Annotated in this window: 15 protein-coding genes; 7 read left to right on the forward strand and 8 right to left on the reverse strand. The window is 44.3% G+C overall.

Features of this window, described 5'->3' with window-relative positions:
* Window positions 1–6: 6 nt before the first annotated feature.
* Entirely contained in the window at window positions 7–933 is a 927-nt protein-coding gene (locus EFA47_RS00905) for a dihydrodipicolinate synthase family protein (protein WP_122641596.1), read from the forward strand.
* 37 nt (window positions 934–970) lie between these two features.
* Window positions 971–1,867, forward strand: a complete 897-nt coding sequence (locus EFA47_RS00910) for an ROK family protein (protein ID WP_122641597.1) — start codon at window positions 971–973, stop codon at window positions 1,865–1,867.
* An 80-nt stretch (window positions 1,868–1,947) separates the two neighbouring features.
* Here the strand turns inward: EFA47_RS00910 and EFA47_RS00915 are convergent, their stop codons facing one another.
* The 3 genes from EFA47_RS00915 to EFA47_RS00925 all read right to left on the reverse strand — a co-directional run bounded on the left by EFA47_RS00915 (window position 1,948) and on the right by EFA47_RS00925 (window position 4,952).
* A complete protein-coding gene (locus EFA47_RS00915) occupies window positions 1,948–2,406 on the reverse strand; it encodes a YhcH/YjgK/YiaL family protein (protein WP_122641598.1) in 459 nt (152 codons plus the stop codon).
* 99 nt (window positions 2,407–2,505) lie between these two features.
* Window positions 2,506–3,216 (reverse strand): GDSL-type esterase/lipase family protein, encoded by a 711-nt coding sequence (locus EFA47_RS00920; protein ID WP_122641599.1) that lies wholly within the window; start codon window positions 3,214–3,216, stop codon window positions 2,506–2,508.
* Between the two features lie 92 nt (window positions 3,217–3,308).
* Window positions 3,309–4,952: an ABC transporter ATP-binding protein gene (locus tag EFA47_RS00925; RefSeq protein WP_122641600.1), complete on the reverse strand. Its 1,644-nt coding sequence runs from the start codon at window positions 4,950–4,952 to the stop codon at window positions 3,309–3,311.
* 331 nt (window positions 4,953–5,283) lie between these two features.
* Here EFA47_RS00925 and EFA47_RS00930 point away from each other — a divergent pair, with 331 nt between their 5' ends.
* Window positions 5,284–6,327 carry an ArsR/SmtB family transcription factor gene (locus tag EFA47_RS00930; protein WP_122641601.1) on the forward strand — a complete coding sequence of 348 codons (1,044 nt, stop codon included), beginning with the start codon at window positions 5,284–5,286 and terminating at the stop codon, window positions 6,325–6,327.
* A gap of 78 nt (window positions 6,328–6,405) precedes the next feature.
* Window positions 6,406–7,299: a DMT family transporter gene (locus EFA47_RS00935; RefSeq protein WP_122641602.1), complete on the forward strand. Its 894-nt coding sequence runs from the start codon at window positions 6,406–6,408 to the stop codon at window positions 7,297–7,299.
* On the opposite strand, the gene EFA47_RS00940 is transcribed toward EFA47_RS00935, so the two are convergent.
* From EFA47_RS00940 to EFA47_RS00955, 4 genes are all read right to left on the reverse strand, one after another.
* Window positions 7,259–8,098 carry a Cof-type HAD-IIB family hydrolase gene (locus EFA47_RS00940; protein WP_122641603.1) on the reverse strand — a complete coding sequence of 280 codons (840 nt, stop codon included), beginning with the start codon at window positions 8,096–8,098 and terminating at the stop codon, window positions 7,259–7,261. The two genes, EFA47_RS00935 and EFA47_RS00940, sit on opposite strands and share 41 nt — an antisense overlap.
* A gap of 2 nt (window positions 8,099–8,100) precedes the next feature.
* Window positions 8,101–9,477: a UDP-N-acetylmuramoyl-tripeptide--D-alanyl-D-alanine ligase gene (locus EFA47_RS00945; protein WP_122641604.1), complete on the reverse strand. Its 1,377-nt coding sequence runs from the start codon at window positions 9,475–9,477 to the stop codon at window positions 8,101–8,103.
* A 16-nt stretch (window positions 9,478–9,493) separates the two neighbouring features.
* On the reverse strand, window positions 9,494–10,549 hold the full coding sequence (locus tag EFA47_RS00950; RefSeq protein WP_122641605.1) for a D-alanine--D-alanine ligase family protein: 1,056 nt from the start codon (window positions 10,547–10,549) through the stop codon (window positions 9,494–9,496).
* A 119-nt stretch (window positions 10,550–10,668) separates the two neighbouring features.
* Entirely contained in the window at window positions 10,669–12,117 is a 1,449-nt protein-coding gene (locus tag EFA47_RS00955) for a nicotinate phosphoribosyltransferase (RefSeq protein WP_122641606.1), read from the reverse strand.
* Window positions 12,118–13,174: 1,057 nt separating this feature from the next.
* On the opposite strand from EFA47_RS00955, the gene EFA47_RS00960 reads away from it, so the two are divergent.
* The 3 genes from EFA47_RS00960 to EFA47_RS00970 are packed head-to-tail and all read left to right on the forward strand — an operon-like array spanning window position 13,175 to window position 15,790.
* The gene (locus EFA47_RS00960) at window positions 13,175–14,113 is read left to right on the forward strand and encodes a DUF1177 domain-containing protein (RefSeq protein WP_122641607.1); all 939 of its coding nucleotides are present in this window, start codon (window positions 13,175–13,177) and stop codon (window positions 14,111–14,113) included.
* Between the two features lie 41 nt (window positions 14,114–14,154).
* Complete coding sequence (locus EFA47_RS00965) at window positions 14,155–14,841, forward strand: AroM family protein (protein ID WP_122641608.1); 687 nt, start codon at window positions 14,155–14,157, stop codon at window positions 14,839–14,841.
* 4 nt (window positions 14,842–14,845) lie between these two features.
* Window positions 14,846–15,790, forward strand: coding sequence for an aminopeptidase (locus tag EFA47_RS00970; RefSeq protein WP_122641609.1), 945 nt, complete (start codon window positions 14,846–14,848; stop codon window positions 15,788–15,790).
* A 115-nt stretch (window positions 15,791–15,905) separates the two neighbouring features.
* Here the strand turns inward: EFA47_RS00970 and EFA47_RS00975 are convergent, their stop codons facing one another.
* Complete coding sequence (locus EFA47_RS00975; RefSeq protein WP_122641610.1) at window positions 15,906–16,640, reverse strand: lysophospholipid acyltransferase family protein; 735 nt, start codon at window positions 16,638–16,640, stop codon at window positions 15,906–15,908.
* Window positions 16,641–16,747 lie beyond the last annotated feature (107 nt).

Consider the following 16,747-nt stretch of genomic DNA (forward strand, 5'->3'; position numbering starts at 1 on the left):
CAGACAATGGGAAAATCAGAAAAATATAGAGGGATTATTCCGGCTTTTTACGCCTGCTATGATGGACAGGGGAAGATCAGTCCCCAAAGAGTGCAGGAGCTTACCCGGTATTTTGTTGAAAAAGGGGTAAAAGGAGTTTATGTTAACGGCTCTTCAGGAGAGTGTATTTACCAGAGGGTGGAAGAGCGGAAAATGGTTATAGAAAATGTGATGGAGGCCGCCAAAGGCAGGCTGACGGTCATCAACCATGTGGCCTGTAACAATACAGAGGATAGTATGGAACTGGCAGAGCATTCTGAGAGCCTGGGCGTGGATGCTATTGCTTCAATTCCGCCTATTTACTTCAGGCTGCCGGAATATTCCATTGCATCATACTGGAATGCGGTCAGCAGTGCGGCCCCGAATACAGATTTTATTATTTATAATATCCCGCAGCTTGCCGGTACAGCGCTGACAATGAGTCTGTTTGGGGAGATGCTTAAAAATCCCAGGGTAGTAGGGGTAAAAAATTCTTCTGTTTCCACACAGGATATACAAATGTTTAAGGCTGCCGGAATGGCTGCCAGGGATGAATTTATTGTATTCAACGGACCAGATGAACAGTTTACTGCCGGGCGCGCCATCGGAGCAGACGCAGGGATTGGCGGTACCTATGGGGTAATGCCCGGATTATTCCTGAAATTAAATGAATTAATTGAAAAAGGGGAACGGGAAAAGGCTGTAGGACTGCAGTATGATATAAATGAAGTAATTTATAAGATGTGTTCCGCACATGCCAATATGTATGCAGTGGCAAAAGAGATTTTGCGCCAAAAGGAAAAGCTGGACATCGGCGGGGTAAGGCTGCCTTTGGAGAACCTTAAAGATCAGGATATGGGGATTGCGCGGGAAGCCTGTGCGATGATTCAGGAAGCGGAGCAAAAATATCTTTGAACAAAATTGTTTAATAAGGTTTGGAAAGGCCTATAATATGAAAAAATATATATGTATTGACATAGGCGGGACATCTATAAAATACGGGGCCATCCAGAGCCAGGGTGAATTTCTGGATACAGGCGAAATGCCCACGGAAGCAAGACAATATGGAGGTTCTGGTATCCTGGATAAGGCAGGGAAGATTATTAAAGAATATATCAGAGAGTACAGTCCCCAGGGCATTTGTATTTCCACAGCAGGGATGGTGGATTGTGATGCGGGGAAAATTATATATTCCGCCCCTTTGATTCCCAATTATACAGGAACAGAGATAAAGAAAACATTGGAAGAAACCTTTTGCCTTCCCTGTGAAGTAGAAAATGATGTAAATTGTGCTGGACTTGCTGAATATTATGCAGGCGCGGCCAGGGGGAGCAAGACCAGCGTATGTCTCACTATAGGGACAGGAATAGGGGGCGCCGCAGTCATAGACGGAAAAATATTCCGGGGATTCTCAGGCAGCGCCTGTGAGGTAGGGTATATGCACCTGCCAGGCGGCCAGTTCCAGGATCTGGGAGCCGGCAGTATACTGGTTGGGAAAGTAGCTAAAAGCAGAGGCCTTTGTCCCTCAGCTATAAATGGTATTACAATATTTGAAGACGCAAAGAGAGGGGATGCTGCCTGCATCCAGGCAATTCACGAGATGGTGGATATTCTGGGGATGGGAATAGCAAATATTTGCTATGTCCTCAACCCAGAAGTGGTTGTTTTGGGGGGCGGAATCATGGCACAGAAGGAGTTCCTCAAAGAAAAAATTCAAACTAGCCTAAAAAAATATTTAATCCCCTCTGTTTTGGACTATACTAGGCTGGCTTTTGCAGAAAACCAAAATCGTGCGGGGATGCTGGGAGCCTATTATAATTTTATACAAAGACATCCTGACAATGGGTAAAGAAAGGTATTATCTGAATATTCTGAAAATGGCGTTCATTTGGGACAGTCCCTTTTGCAAAAGGGACTGTCCCCTTTTAATTAAATCTCCTGAACTTTAATTTTAACAACTATTTTTTCGACAAATTCAGGCTCTTTATTCATGATAGCCACCATATGTGCATCGCTGGGAAAACAGACCATAAAGTCTCCCTGGGTTAAAGAATATTCTCCTGCCTTTTCGCCTGTATAAAAGCCAATATCTTTGTCAGCATCATAGGGAGTTTGGACAGCCAGTGCAGTTATATCAGCAGTGGCGATTTTTTCTGTCCCTTTTAGGATGTAGTGTAGGTCGATGAAATTTTTATGTGCCTCAAAAATGCAGTCCTTAGCTGGTTTTGTAGTCAGGGAGACGAGATTGCCATGGACAGAGCTATCTCCGAAGCATGTGTGATCCAGTGAGGGGGCGGAAGGATCTAGTTCATCCAGGCAGCACAGAATCTTATAAAGAGTCACATTCTTTCTGTAGTTTTCTTTGTTCTTGATAGAATCATAAATCATGTTAATATCCTCCTGATATCATATTTTTGCTGTAACAATAATTAGTATGTGAATACTTCTGGTTTAAAGGAATGTGCTTTTTGTAAAATGGAAAGTGTTCTAAATGTATATATTATTCTGAATTAATGTGCTTTTTAACACTTCAGACATGATTCCATAGCCAACAGCATCAGGATGAAGGCCATCGTAAGTCGTACCAGCAAGAATTTTGCCTGTATCTGGATTTACAATTGCACTATAGTAGTCCACGTATATTAGGCTTTCTTGTTGTGCAGTCTGCATAAGCCAGCAGTTCATGTCTCTGACAAATTCTTCGCGGACAGGCTCGTACAGGGATACGGGGATATCAAAGGGCAACAGGGATGTAAGGATAAGGGGAGTATCAGTGGAGGCTGCCTGCCTGATTATATCCAGTATATTGTTTTTGGCCTTCTCTATGACCTCTCCATAGGGACTTGGAGGTATTCTCTTCCAATAGTCTCCATCTAAATCCAGGGAATCATTGATTCCTATACCCAAAATACAATATCGGGGATTGAGCTGAAGTACGTCCGCATAAAATCTTTTGCAAAGCCAGGTAGTTGTATCGCCAGCTATCCCCCGGTTTATAATTAATTGGCCGGGCCTGTTAAAGTAGGCATTTAACTCCCAAAACTGTGTAATAGAATCTCCGGCAAAAATAAAATCTGGCTTTTGCTGCGTATGTATGAGGGAATGGTTTTTTATGTCAAATTCTTTTCTCCTCGCGTCAGCGGCTGCACTTTCTGAAAAATAACCCGGATGGATATACTCTTTCTTTGTCTGCTGCATATAAAACCTCCTCCTGTTCATTTTAACTCCATTATAAAATAACCCCGGTTTAATATGATATAGATTAGAGGATTAATAATAGCACTTAACACTTAAAAATGACCCTGGTGAAGTGTAAGAATCTGGTCATAGCCAGGCCGTAGTGTTTCGTTCATATGGTGTGTAATTGTGATGACTGTAAGTCCCCGCTTTTTTAAGAGCCTGCTTTCAATTTCAAAAGCCGTCTCTTGGTCTACGGCAGAGGTTCCCTCGTCGATAATTAATATGGGGGTCCTGCGTATCAGCGCCCTTGCAACAGCAATCCTTTGGCGCTGCCCGCCGGAAAGCCGGCAGCCGTTTTCACCTGTCTTGGAAGAAAGGCCCTTTTCCAGGGAAGGCAGGAATTGGGTTACCCCGCTGTCCTCCAGCACTGCCTGAAGTGCTTCCTGGGTAAAGGTTTCACCTAAGCAGATATTATAATAAATATCTGCGTCAAACAGAAAAACATTCTGGTGGATCACTGCCGTCAGGCGGTTCATCTCATCCGGTGAAAAATCCTTTACGGATTTCCCGTCATAGCTTATTGTCCCGCTGAAGTTCATCGAATAACCAGTGAGGAGCCTGATAAGAGTCGATTTTCCGCAGCCGCTCTCTCCCAGGAGGGCGTATTTCCCGCCAGGCTTAATAGAAAGTGACAGGTTATCTAGTATAGGCCGGCCGTCGGTATACTTAAAACTCAGGCCTTGGCATAAAAGTTCCTGGGTAAAGGGCCAAGGGGCAGCACCCGTTTTGGGAGAAGCGGCTGCAAGGGCAGGATCCAGAGTGGAGGGGGCGGAATCTGTAAACTCTTTAAGACGATTCAGGACAGGAGCTATTCCACGAATTTTGGGTATATTCTGCATCAGGATTACCACCGGCGTCATGAACATTGTACCAAGCTGGATCAGTGCAAGCAGAGTTCCCATAGTTATCTGCCCTTTAAGAAGCTGCCAGGCAGAGACAAATACGATGACAATCACACTCATGGCAGATAAGATATCAGAGGCGCATTCATTGACAGCCAGGAGGGTATCAGCAGAAAATTTTTTCTTTGCAGCCATCAGATTGGAGGCCTGGAATTTCCTGAAAATGGAGCTGTACATACTGTATCCCCGGATTACCTCATATCCACTTAAAAGTTCTTTGGAGCAGGACGTGAAGGCGGCCAGCTTTTCAGAGTATATATCCTGCCTTTTTTTCATCTGCCCGCCAAGCAGGCTGGGGAGCAGGAACATAAGCAGGAGAGAAAGTACGAGAATGACGGCCGAGGCCCAGCTCAAATAAAGCAGCAGGCCGAGTGTGGACAAAAAAAGTACAGCCATCTGTGTACAAAGCATAAGGGGGGTTAGGTAGTTCTCCTCCACTAATTTGACATCATTGAGCAGAACTGAGAGATAATCAGCAGTATTCCTGGAAGTAAAGTCCTCTGGATTTTTGGTGATAATTCCATGAAATATATCTTTTCTCAAACGGGAGGTGACATTTTTTATTAACAGTTTCCCAAGATAAGCTTCTAAAAATCCAATAACACCAAGTGATATTAGATATAGCAGCATGACAATAAATAAATCTGAGAATGAATGCATATCTTTTTTTGCGGCCACATCAATAATCTGCTGCAGCAGGACGGAGATAAAAGCAGAAAGCATAGCGCTTATACCGCCCATAAACATGGCAGCAGCCAATAAAAGTTTGTCTTTAGAAATAAAGATTTTCATACATTATTTTCCTTTCTGTTAAAGTATTTGAAATATGTAAAATATATTTTATAAATATAAAATAATATAATATTCTATAAAAGTCAAATATATTTTATTAATATAGAATTTGGGGAGGGTTTTTATGCCCATGCGGCCAGGGATATTCCATGACACATGCTCCATGTGTTTATAGCAGAGATACTGAATCTGCCGCGATTTTAAAATATAGTATTGATTTATTGCTGTCTGCGTAATAACATAAGTTTATTCTGTAGAAAGGGAGGCCCGGCAGATCAGCTTTAGGCTTCCAGACGGATATCAAATATGTATCAGTAGTAGGAGGGTATTTATGGATTTTAGAATAAATTATGAGCTTGACCCTATATTTGAAGTGTTAGGACTTCTCTCTATAAGCCATATGGATGACTGGAGAAAGGAAACTATCGGTCAGCTTGATGAATATGGAATAGATGGGGAGACCTTTTTTAGAAAACATTATTCTGTGGTAGAAAAGTATGTGGAAACATTCCAGAAGTATAAAGTTACCTTACCTCAGGAATCTCTCTTTTTTGGCAATTCAAGTTTTGGTGAAGCTGATAATAATCTATTGCTTCTTCTGCTGGCTGTGGCAACGGAAAACCGGGAGTATCTGGAGAAGCCTGAAGAAATTGACCCGATGTACCTGAGGAGTTTTCTTGCATTTTATATAGCAGACACAGTGGAACATGCTGAACTGCCAGATATATCAGATATGCCGCAGCTTCCAGATGAGAGGACGATGATAGAGTTTTTGAACCGGACAGATGTTAAAAACGAAGAAAAATGGTATGTATTGGAACTTCTAAGGGGGACTGGACAATGGTTTGTACAACTGATGGAAATGATCCGAAAGAATATTCCGGCTTTTGAAAAGGCAAAAGATGATGTGAAAAAGTCTCTGGACAAGCTTTTGCCTAATACAGGGGGAGGCAACAGGTTTGCACAGATAGCCGGCCTTCTGGGAGGCCAGGAGGAAATACATGTTACATTGGCTTATCCACTTTTACAAGTGGTGTTTTACACAAGTACTTACAGGGGCGTTTTATTCCGGTTTTTAGAAGAGCAGGAGACAGAAAGCTCAACTATGAGGGAGATAGCTGTAAGGCAGTCAAAAGCTTTCAGCGATAAGAGTAAGATGGACATTTTATGTATGCTGAAAAGTTCGAGCAAATATAATTTAGAGCTTGCAGAAGCTTTGGAATTATCCCCATCCACCACATCTCATCATATGAATGTATTATTGGAATGTGGATTTGTGGCTGTAGAGAAACGGGACGGAAAGGTGTATTATTGTCTGTCCCAGGAAAATGTCCGGGAATATATCGGAAGACTGGAAAGGCTGCTTTTACGCTGAGAGTAAGTTGTACCTGGGATGCCAGCAGGTTCCTGTAAGCAGAAATAAGAGATTTATAAAACGAAGGATAAAAGACTTATGAATGCAAAGCTGAAAAATAATGGGATGTTAATGTTGACAGCGCTGATCTGGGGAAGCGCTTTTGTGGCACAGAGTGTGGGGATGGATTATATTGGGCCATTTACCTTTAATTCTGTCCGGTGCCTCCTGGGAGGACTTGTACTTCTTCCTCTTATATGGTCAATGGAGAAAAAAAGAGGAGAGGATATTGGGGATAGGCCAGCGGAAAATAAAAAATTACTCTGGGCAGGAGGGGTTAGCTGTGGAATAGCATTAGGGATTGCCAGCTCCCTGCAGCAAGTGGGGATTCTATATACCAGTGCTGGAAAGGCAGGGTTTATAACGGCATTGTACATTTTGATTGTCCCTGTCTTAGGTGTTTTTCTGGGCAACAGGGCAGGTATAAGAATATGGATAGGCGTAGGTTTAGCCACAGCGGGGATGTATTTTCTCTGTATCAAAGAAGGTTTTTCTATATCAAAGGGGGATTTTCTGGTGGTACTGTGTGCAGTTATATTTTCTCTCCATATTTTAATGATTGATTATTTTTCACCCAAAGTAGATGGAGTAAAAATGTCCTGCATTCAGTTTTTCGTCTCCGGCATTCTCTGTGCAGTGCCTATGTGCATAGTAGAGAAACCATCGGCAGATGCCATCTTAGGAGCATACCTGCCGCTACTATATGCAGGGATATTGTCCTGCGGAGTAGCATATACACTGCAGATTATTGCGCAAAAAAATACGAATCCCACAGTAGCCTCACTTATACTGAGCCTGGAATCCGTATTTGCAGTCCTGACAGGATGGCTTGTCCTGCATGAGACGCTTACAGCCAGAGAAATATTGGGATGTGCCCTTGTTTTTGGGGCGATTATTCTGGCGCAGCTGCCAGAGAAGGCTTCTGTCTCATAAACGTATTAACTACATGCAGGATACCGTCGTCATCATTGGAGCGGGTGATAAAATCAGCAGTCTCCCGCACTATTTTTTGGGCATTTTCCATGGCCACCCCCAGGCCGGCATATTCAATCATAGAAATATCATTATAGCCATCTCCGCAGCAGATCATCTGTTCAGAGGACATCCCAATGCTGCTGAGAAGCTTCTGCAGGGAATAGGCTTTGTCTATATTCTGGGGCATAATCTCCAGAAAATAGGGTTCAGAACGATAAATATTTAACAGTGAATGAAAATGGCCTTTAAGAATGGGCATCACTTTCTCAAGTATAGGGGGCGCTCCTGTGACCAGAAGCTTGTTGATTGGGAATTGTATATAGCTGGTAAAGTCAGCCAGCTGCCTTACTGCCATTTTGTTGATAAATGCTTCCTTTTGTGTATATTCGTTTACAGAAATGCCGGATAAAATGTTATCTCCTTCATAGGTCAACAGATCCAAGCCTGAAATAGAAGAAATAAGCTCATAAATAACTGGGATAACATTTTTAGGGAGCGTCCGGTTGTATATATCCGTCCCATCAAGGCACCTTGTTATCCGCGCTCCATTGAAAGAGAGGATATAGCTCCCGTATTTCTGCAGTTTAAGCTTCCTGGCCAGAGGGAGCACCCCGTTTATAGGGCGTCCGCTGGCCAGGACTACTTTTTTGCCTTCTTCTTGAATGGTGAGCAGAGCCTTTCTTGTGGGTTCAGTAAGCTCTTTTTTGGAATTGGTCAGTGTGCCGTCCAGATCTAATACCAGCATTTCATATTCCATATTTACCCCTGCCTTTTCTTTAGTTCTTCTATAATTTCTGGAAATTTCATGCCGTGGGAAGCTTTTATGAGAACTGTGTCCCCCTTCTTTAACAGTTCATCTGCCTGCTCCAGAAATTCCTCTTTTGTCTCAAAGTAATAAATCTCCATAACAGGATTTTCAAAAGCAGCGCCTCTGGCAGTTTCCTCAGATAATTCTCCAATGCAGATGAGGGTAGTGATTCCGGACTTGGCCGCATGTCTGCCCACATCATAATGCATCTTACGTTCTGCGGGCCCCAGTTCGAACATATCACCGAGGACTGCGGCCGTTCTTCCCTCTGCCTGGGAAAGTATGTCGAGGGAGGCCGTCACGGAAGCAGGATTGGCATTATAGCAGTCATCTATCAGAGTGTAATATCCAGTGTCGATTAGATTGCCCCGTCCCGCAAGGGGGGCAAGAGCCTCGATCCCTTCTTTTATTTCCTCATCATTCATCCCGAGTGCACGTGCCACCGCGACTCCAGCCAGAGCATTATAGACCATATGCTCGCCGGGTATAGAGATATGTGCGTGGAATTTAGAGTCTGGCGTGCAGAAGTCAGCTGAAGTCCCCTTAAGTCCCTGGGTTTCTATATTTTCAGCATGATAACTGTGCTCTCTGTTGAGGCCGAAGAATACAGGGATGATCCTGTTGGCAGGAGTGACGGTAGATAGCATATCATCATCACCGTTTAAAATGATACTCCCCTGGGGATCCATATATAGGAACATTTCAGTCTTAGCTTTAAGTATGCCTTCCCGGCTTTTCAGCTGCTCAAGATGGGCACAGCCAATGTTAGTAATCACACAGATATCTGGCCTTGCTATTTTTGCTAAACGCTCCATTTCGCCGAAATCACTAATTCCCATTTCCAGTACGGCAATTTCATGCTCTTCCCGTACATTGAAAATAGTCAGGGGCAGGCCAATCTCGTTGTTAAAATTCCCTTCGGTTTTCAAAACATTAAACTTGCGGGAGAGTACAGAGGCAATCATCTCTTTAGTGCTTGTTTTCCCCACGCTGCCGGATATTCCCACCACCTTCAGGTGAAGGGAGCGGCGGTAATGTTCTGCGATATCTTTGAGCGCCTGGGTGCAGGAATTCACTAAAATGTAGGGATATGATGGGGTTTCAATTCTCTTCTCAGAGACTGCGCAAAGTGCTCCCTCCCGGATGGACTGGGGGATAAACATATGTCCATCCACACGGTTGCCACGGATTGCAATAAAAAGGCAGTCCCTTTGGATTTTCCGGCTGTCAATGGTGACGCTGCTCACTTCTTTATAATAGCTGTCCTCATCCCCATAATAAACACCTCCGCATGCCACGGCGATTTCTTTTAATGTCATATTTTTCATGGTATCTAACCGTCCTTTATTGATATCTCGCTTCCAGTGATTCCTTTATAATAAGTTCACACAGGTCGCCGTATTCTATTCCAGCTGCTTTAGCCTCTTTAGGGAGAAGGCTGGCAGCAGTCATGCCTGGAAGAGTGTTGATCTCCAGGCAATAAAGATTTTCGTGACTGTCCAGAATAAAGTCTGCACGGCCGTATACGTTTAGCTTTAAGGCATGGTATGCTTTAACAGTCAGTTCTTTCATACGCTCGGAAATCTCTTCGCTGATATCGGCCGGGCATACTTCTGCAGTTGCACCGTCCTGATATTTGTTGGCATAGTCAAAAAATCCTGTTTTAGGGATGATTTCGATGGGGGGCAGGGCCTTTCCACCTATAATGCCGCATGCAAACTCGCGCCCCTGGATATAGGACTCTATGACGACTTCATCTTCGTATTTAAAAGAACGCTCCAGTGCCGTATCATATTCTTCTTCGGTTTTAACAATAAAGACGCCAATGCTGGAGCCGCCAGAGCATGGTTTGACCACCAGTGGGAGTTTCAGGCCCAGAGTCTCCAGGTTTTTATCTGGGGCAGACTTATGGAGGCTGGTTCCTGCCGGGGTGTCCACCTTGGACTGCTGGAATATTTGTTTCGTGAAGCCTTTGTCCATGGCAACGGCGCAGCCTAAAGAATCAGGCCCTGTGTATCTGATGCCAAGCAGGTCGAAGGTAGCCTGTAATTTCCCGTTTTCTCCCTCTCCTCCGTGAAGTCCCAGGAACGTAATATCAGCCATACGGCAGAGCTCAATGACATTGGGCCCAAGGAAGCAGTCAGACTGGTCGGGCCGGGATGCCTTTACGGCATCAATATCAGGTTCGGCGGTAGTAATATTTCCTGCAATCTCCAGGCCATGGCCGGGCAGGGTAAAGATTTCTTCAAGTCTATCTGGATCATATGGGTATCCGTAAAAGACATCCAGCAGAAATGCGTCATGACCCTTTTCCAGTAATGTCTGGCATATGCCTGCGCTGGAGGATAAAGATACGTCGCGTTCAGTGCTGAGTCCTCCAGCTAAAACTATGATTCTCATTTTCTAAAATCTCCTTTTCATTCATAAATCTTGTTGGATATGTTAGCGCCCTTCTGCGTGTGAGGGCATAGATTGGAATTCCCCGGCCCCTGTGCCGGGCCTATTCTTTGGCAGGGAAGCTATCGGCTTAATTCATCCAGCAGGGCAGCTTTTGTATCGTAAAGCTTTTGCGATAAATCTACATATATGGGGTGAGGGTAAAACAGACGCTTTGTCTCATCCCAGAGAGTCTCTTTTTCCTGTTTACAATATTCGGCAATCTCCATTACAGAAGGGGAATCATATACGCATTCTCCATGAATAAATACAGGCTTCAAAATCTCACGCATTGTATAAGTCCCACCCGGGAGCCTTGTCTTTTTCCAGGTCGCATTTGGGTCAAAGAGCAGAAGCTCCTCGCAGGTGTCATAAGACTCATTGGCAAAACAGATTAAATCTGCACGTATCTTTCCAGTTTCTTTATCATATACACGGTAGATTGTCTTGTTGCCGGGATTCGTAATTTTTTCTGTGTTTTCTGAAATTTTAATTTTGGGGACGAATTCACCTGCACTATTTTGTATGGCTGCCAGTTTATAGACGCCGCCAAAAGACGGGCAGTCTTTGGAGGTGATTAGGTTCGTGCCCACGCCCCAGGAGCCGATGGCAGCGCCCTGCATTTTAAGGTCATGTATCAAAAGCTCGTCCAAATCATTTGAGGCGGCAATCACAGCATCTGTAAAACCAGCATCATCCAGCATTTTACGGGCTTTTTTGGAGAGATAAGAAAGGTCTCCGCTGTCCAGGCGTATACCGTAGGATTTGGGGTGTTTGCCCTCACTGCGCATTTCACTGAATACCCGGATTGCATTAGGCACACCGGATTTCAGGGTATCGTAGGTGTCCACCAGGAGGGTACAGGAATCGGGGTAAAGCCGTGCATATTCCCGGAATGCTGTATATTCATCCTTAAAACTCATAATCCAGCTATGTGCATGCGTTCCCATAACCGGGACATTAAAGAGTTTACCGGCCAGCACGTTAGATGTACCTACGCATCCGCCAATCATGGCAGCCCTGGCCCCATAAAGCCCTGCATCCGGACCCTGGGCCCGGCGCAGGCCGAACTCCATAATTCCATCGCCCTGTGCTGCAAATACAATGCGGGATGTCTTAGTGGCAATGAGGGACTGATGGTTTATAATATTTAAAATTGCAGTCTCAATAAGCTGAGCCTCCATGATGGGGGCAATGACCTTCACAAGAGGTTCTTTTGGGAATATAACAGTCCCCTCTGGAATGGCATAAATGCTTCCGCTGAAGTGGAAGCCGCTCAGATAGTGGAGAAAATCTTCACTGAATATACCCAGGCCTCTTAAATAGTCCACATCCTCATATGAAAAGTTAAGGTTCTTAATGTATTCGATCACCTGTTCAAGGCCGGCCATGATGGAATAGCCTCCTTTATTTGGATTCTCACGGAAGAATACATCAAAGACAACGGTTTCATTTTCCTGAGTTTCAAAGTATCCCTGCATCATTGTAAGCTCGTACAGGTCAGTCAGTAATGTAAGATTCTGCACACTCATAATATTCTCCTTATTAAAACTTAGCTTACAGCCAGTTGTTCTTCTGCTAAAAGGTTTCCTAATCCATTGAAGGTAGTATAGCACATGTAAAAAAAAAGTAAAAGAAAACAGGATGAATTTCGTGATACAAAGGCAGAAAGGAAAAAACGGCGGTGTTATCCATCCATACCTCACTGTGCTTCTCATTCGATATAAAGCACAAATGTAATAAATTGAGTTTGAAAGAGAGAAGGGAGTGTGGAAATACCGGTCAGTATTTTTGTTTGCAGTATTTCAATTACTGGCAGTCCCACTTATTGTGCACGCTCTGGCGTCCCAGTTTCGGCCCCGTATGCTTGCAGCTGGGTTTCTGGTTTACTGCACCTTCAAGCCATTGGCAAGCGGTGGGGTGTGAGTTCTGAGATACCTTATCGGACGGAGTCCGCCCGCCCCTTTGGGGCATACTTTATGGGGTGCCCTTTGGGTATACCCCTTAGGTATGTTCCCGGATTTGGCCAGGTATGGGAGGATTGTAAAAGACGCAATTGTGCATGGTGCATAAAATAGACCTTGTCAATTCGGCAGTAGTGAATGAGGACTTTACTTTTTTGATATGCTATACTGACAACAAAGCCAATGCGAGCTGTTTGTTTGAGCTTGCATTGATTTTACTCCCCCAGGCAACGAGCTAAGGGACATGTTTGCATGTCTATTTGGCCGCCGCGAGGGTCTAATACCCCGATGCTTGCATCGCCGCTAGTTTGATGCCCCGTATGCTTGCATCGGGGTCTTTGGCTTATGATATAAGGGTTCAGGTATATGATAAAATCCTTTGGGCGGAGCCGCACAGATGGGTCCTGCCCAGCGATATATTAGGTATGTGCCATTGAAAACCTATTTGCTGAGACGAATATTTGTAGGGCAGTTTCAGATAGTGAGAGTTTAAAGTATGCGTCTGCCGGTATGAGACATGGCTTTTAAAAGCCGCCTAAGGGACTGCTGAGAAAGTCGCTGTACTATATGGGGAAAGCAGCTTTGAATAAAATAAGGTATTGGAAAAGAGAGGAGAAGTAAAACTATGTTAATGAAGCAGATTATCGAGGCGTACGATGTATTGGACAGCAGTTATGTGACGGGGGAAACGGTGGAGGAGTACCTCCGCACAATCCAGCCGGATGCAGATATTACGGTTTATGAGCTGCAAGGGCCTAAAGGGTCAACAGATATGCTCAAGGTACGCATTCCCGGCAGCAATGGGAAGACGAAAGGGGGCAGCGCGCCTACTATCGGACTTTTGGGGCGCCTGGGGGGGATAGGCGCACGGCCGGAGCGCATTGGCTTTGTGTCTGATGGAGATGGCGCCCTTGCAGCAGTAGCCCTTGCGGCAAAGCTTCTGGATATGCAGAATAAGGGGGATGTTTTAGATGGGGATGTATTTATCTCTACGCATATTTGTCCGGATGCACCTACCGCCCCCCATGATCCAGTCCCATTTATGGGTTCTCCGGTGGAAATGTCCCAGGTAAATAAAGAAGAGGTGTCAGATGAATTGGATGCAATCCTTTCTGTAGACACAACCAAAGGAAACAGGGTGATTAACACAAGGGGATTTGCTATTTCACCTACTGTCAAGGAAGGCTATATTCTCAGGACATCCGAGGATTTGCTCGATCTGATGCAGATTACTACGGGGAAGCTTCCTTTTGTATTCCCGCTGGCAACACAGGACATCACTCCCTATGGAAATGACCTGCATCATCTGAACAGTGTACTGCAGCCATGCACTGCCACAAACGCGCCGGTGGTGGGGGTTGCGATCACGGCAGAAACGATGGTGCCCGGGTGTGCAACTGGGGGAAGCCATGCAGCGGATGTGGAGGAGGCCGCCCGGTTTATGCTGGAGGTGGCAAAGGCATTTGGACGTGGGAAGTGTCAGTTTTATGATGAAGATGAATATGAGAGAATACAGAAGCTGTACGGCCCCATGAAGCATCTTCAGACTCTGGGGCAGGAGTAAAGCAGGGTACACTTGTCCCGTAAATACAGGAGGTATTTCGTATGAAAATAGGTGCAATTACAATCGGCCAATCTCCAAGAGTGGACGTGACAGCAGATATTATGGATATATTTAATGGAAATGCAGAGCTTATCCAGGCCGGGGGATTGGATGGTCTGACGAGAGAAGAGATTGAGAAATTTGCGCCCCAAGAGGGGGATTATGTACTTGTCTCAAGATTAAACGATGGCAGTTCTGTTACATTTGCTGAGAAATATATTCTGCCTAGGCTTCAAGAAGCTGTAGACAGGATGGAGGCAGAGGGGTGCAGGCTTATTATGATGTTCTGTACCGGCAGTTTCCCCAAGACTCTTACTGCCCATAATATTCCACTGATTTATCCTTGCGAGATTTTGGACAGGCTGGTTCCTTTAATGAGCAAGGCGTCGGATATCATTTGTATGACACCGTCACCCCTTCAGATAGAACAGTCAGAAAAGAAATGGAAGGAACATGTGAGAAACGTCAAGGCAATTGCGGCATCTCCTTACGGGGATTGGGAGGCTCTGGAGCAGGCCGCAGAGGAGGCTAAAAAGCTGGGCGCTGACTTGATCGTACTCGACTGTATTGGATATACACAGAAAATGAAGGAATTATTTATAAGAAAAACAGGTAAGCTGGTGGTTCTGCCCAGGACATTGCTGGCGAGAGTTGTTTCTGAGATGACGGATATCGGGAAGAAGGGATAAATATATGGTTAGATTAGTTAAAATAGCTGAAGGGGTCTTGACGGCATGTCTGGATGCAAAAGAAAATGAGTCTGTCTTGATTGTAACAGATGATACTAGGGTGGAAATAGGGAAGGCTCTATACGAGGCGGCTAAAAATCTGGGATGTGAGGGGATGCTTCTGACTATGAAGGAGAGGGAGCTAAGTGGTGAAGAACCTCCTAGAGCTGTGGCAGAAGCAATGAAGGGTGCGGACATTGTGATCGCACCTACAGCCAAGTCGCTGACACATACAAATGCCAGGATCCAGGCTGCCGCCGCTGGGACAAGAGTAGCTACAATGCCTGGAATTACAAGGGAAATGTTCAGCCAGGGGGCCATGACTGCTGATTATGCAAAAGTGGAGGAGCTGACAGATAAGATGACTGACATGCTCACAGCCGCAGATAGGGCACGGATAGAAAAAAATGGAAAGTTGCTGAATATCTCATTAAAAGGCAGGAATGGTGTTCCCAGTCCGGGGGTATATAAAGAGCCGGGAAAATGTGGGAATCTGCCTTCTGGAGAGGCATATATTGCCCCGCTGGAAGATGGTTCTGACGGTGAAATGATAATCGATGGATCCATGGTAGGTATAGGGAAACTTAAATCTCCCCTGCACATGGTAATCTCGAAGGGCAGACTGTGTTCGGTGACCGGAGAAAAAAGTGAGAATCTGGACATTCTCCTTAAAAATAAGGCAAATGGAACTCTATGCGAGCTGGGTATAGGTACAAATGAAGCTGCCATCTTAAATGGGATTATCCTGGAGGATGAAAAGGTCTACGGAACAGTACACATTGCGTTTGGGACGAATACTTCCTTTGGAGGAACTAATAAGGCTGAGTGCCATATGGATGGAATTATCCTGAAACCCACACTTTATTTAGACGATATACTTGTAATGAAAGACGGGGAATTTATAATATAGTTTAAAAGGGGACAGTCCCTTTTGCAAAAGGGACTGTCCCCTTTGAACTCCAAAGTCAGAATATTCTGAATAATCCTTATTTCTTCACAGGTTTGCTGTGCTGTATATATCAAAATTAAACAAGTGGTGCATTTTTTTGAATTGTTTCTTGAATAATGCCCTGTACATAGTTTCCGATATGTTTTTTTTCTTCTTTTCCCAGTTCATTGGGATAAATGGGGCTGCCATATTCAATGACCACATGTACTTTTCTGATTTTAGGAAACTGGCGTTCAAAGATCGCGCAGGTATTATTCATTGATATAGGGATAATTGCGCAGTTTGTCTTTGTGGCAATCTTAAATGCGCCGTCCTTAAAAGGAAGCATACTTAATTCTTCCCCTGTATTTCTGGTTCCTTCAGGGAAAATACAGATAGAAATTCCTTTTTTAATATATTCAATAGCCTGCAGGATTGTTTTCAATCCTTCTTTAGGATTTTCTCTGTCCAGGAAAAGACAGTACAGATAACGCATCCAGGTGGATAAAAGGGGAATATGCTCCATTTCTTTTTTGGCCACATACCCAGTCAGTCTTTTACAGCGTGTATATGTCAGCAATATATCAAAGAAACTTCGGTGGTTGCCGATAAAAAGTACAGCCTCATCGGGTATGTTCTCTTCACCGATCACAGTAACCTCAACTCTTGTTACTTTCAAAATCATCCGAAATCCCCACTGCACTATCCGAAGGGAGCTATAATCCCTTTTTTCTCTGTTAAATTTACCAATTATCCATTCAATAAAAAAGACAGGGATAGAAAGTATTAAAAATAAAACGAGAAAAATTACAATACAGATAAATCTGGCCATCAGACGGAATCCTCTTTTCTATTAATATTTTTAAAGCAGAAAGTATGTCGGCATATGCATTGTGGCAGGCATACAGGGCATTTTTGTAATGTCACAATGTATATTCT

The organism is Luxibacter massiliensis, assembly GCF_900604355.1.
Classification (GTDB): domain Bacteria; phylum Bacillota; class Clostridia; order Lachnospirales; family Lachnospiraceae; genus Luxibacter; species Luxibacter massiliensis.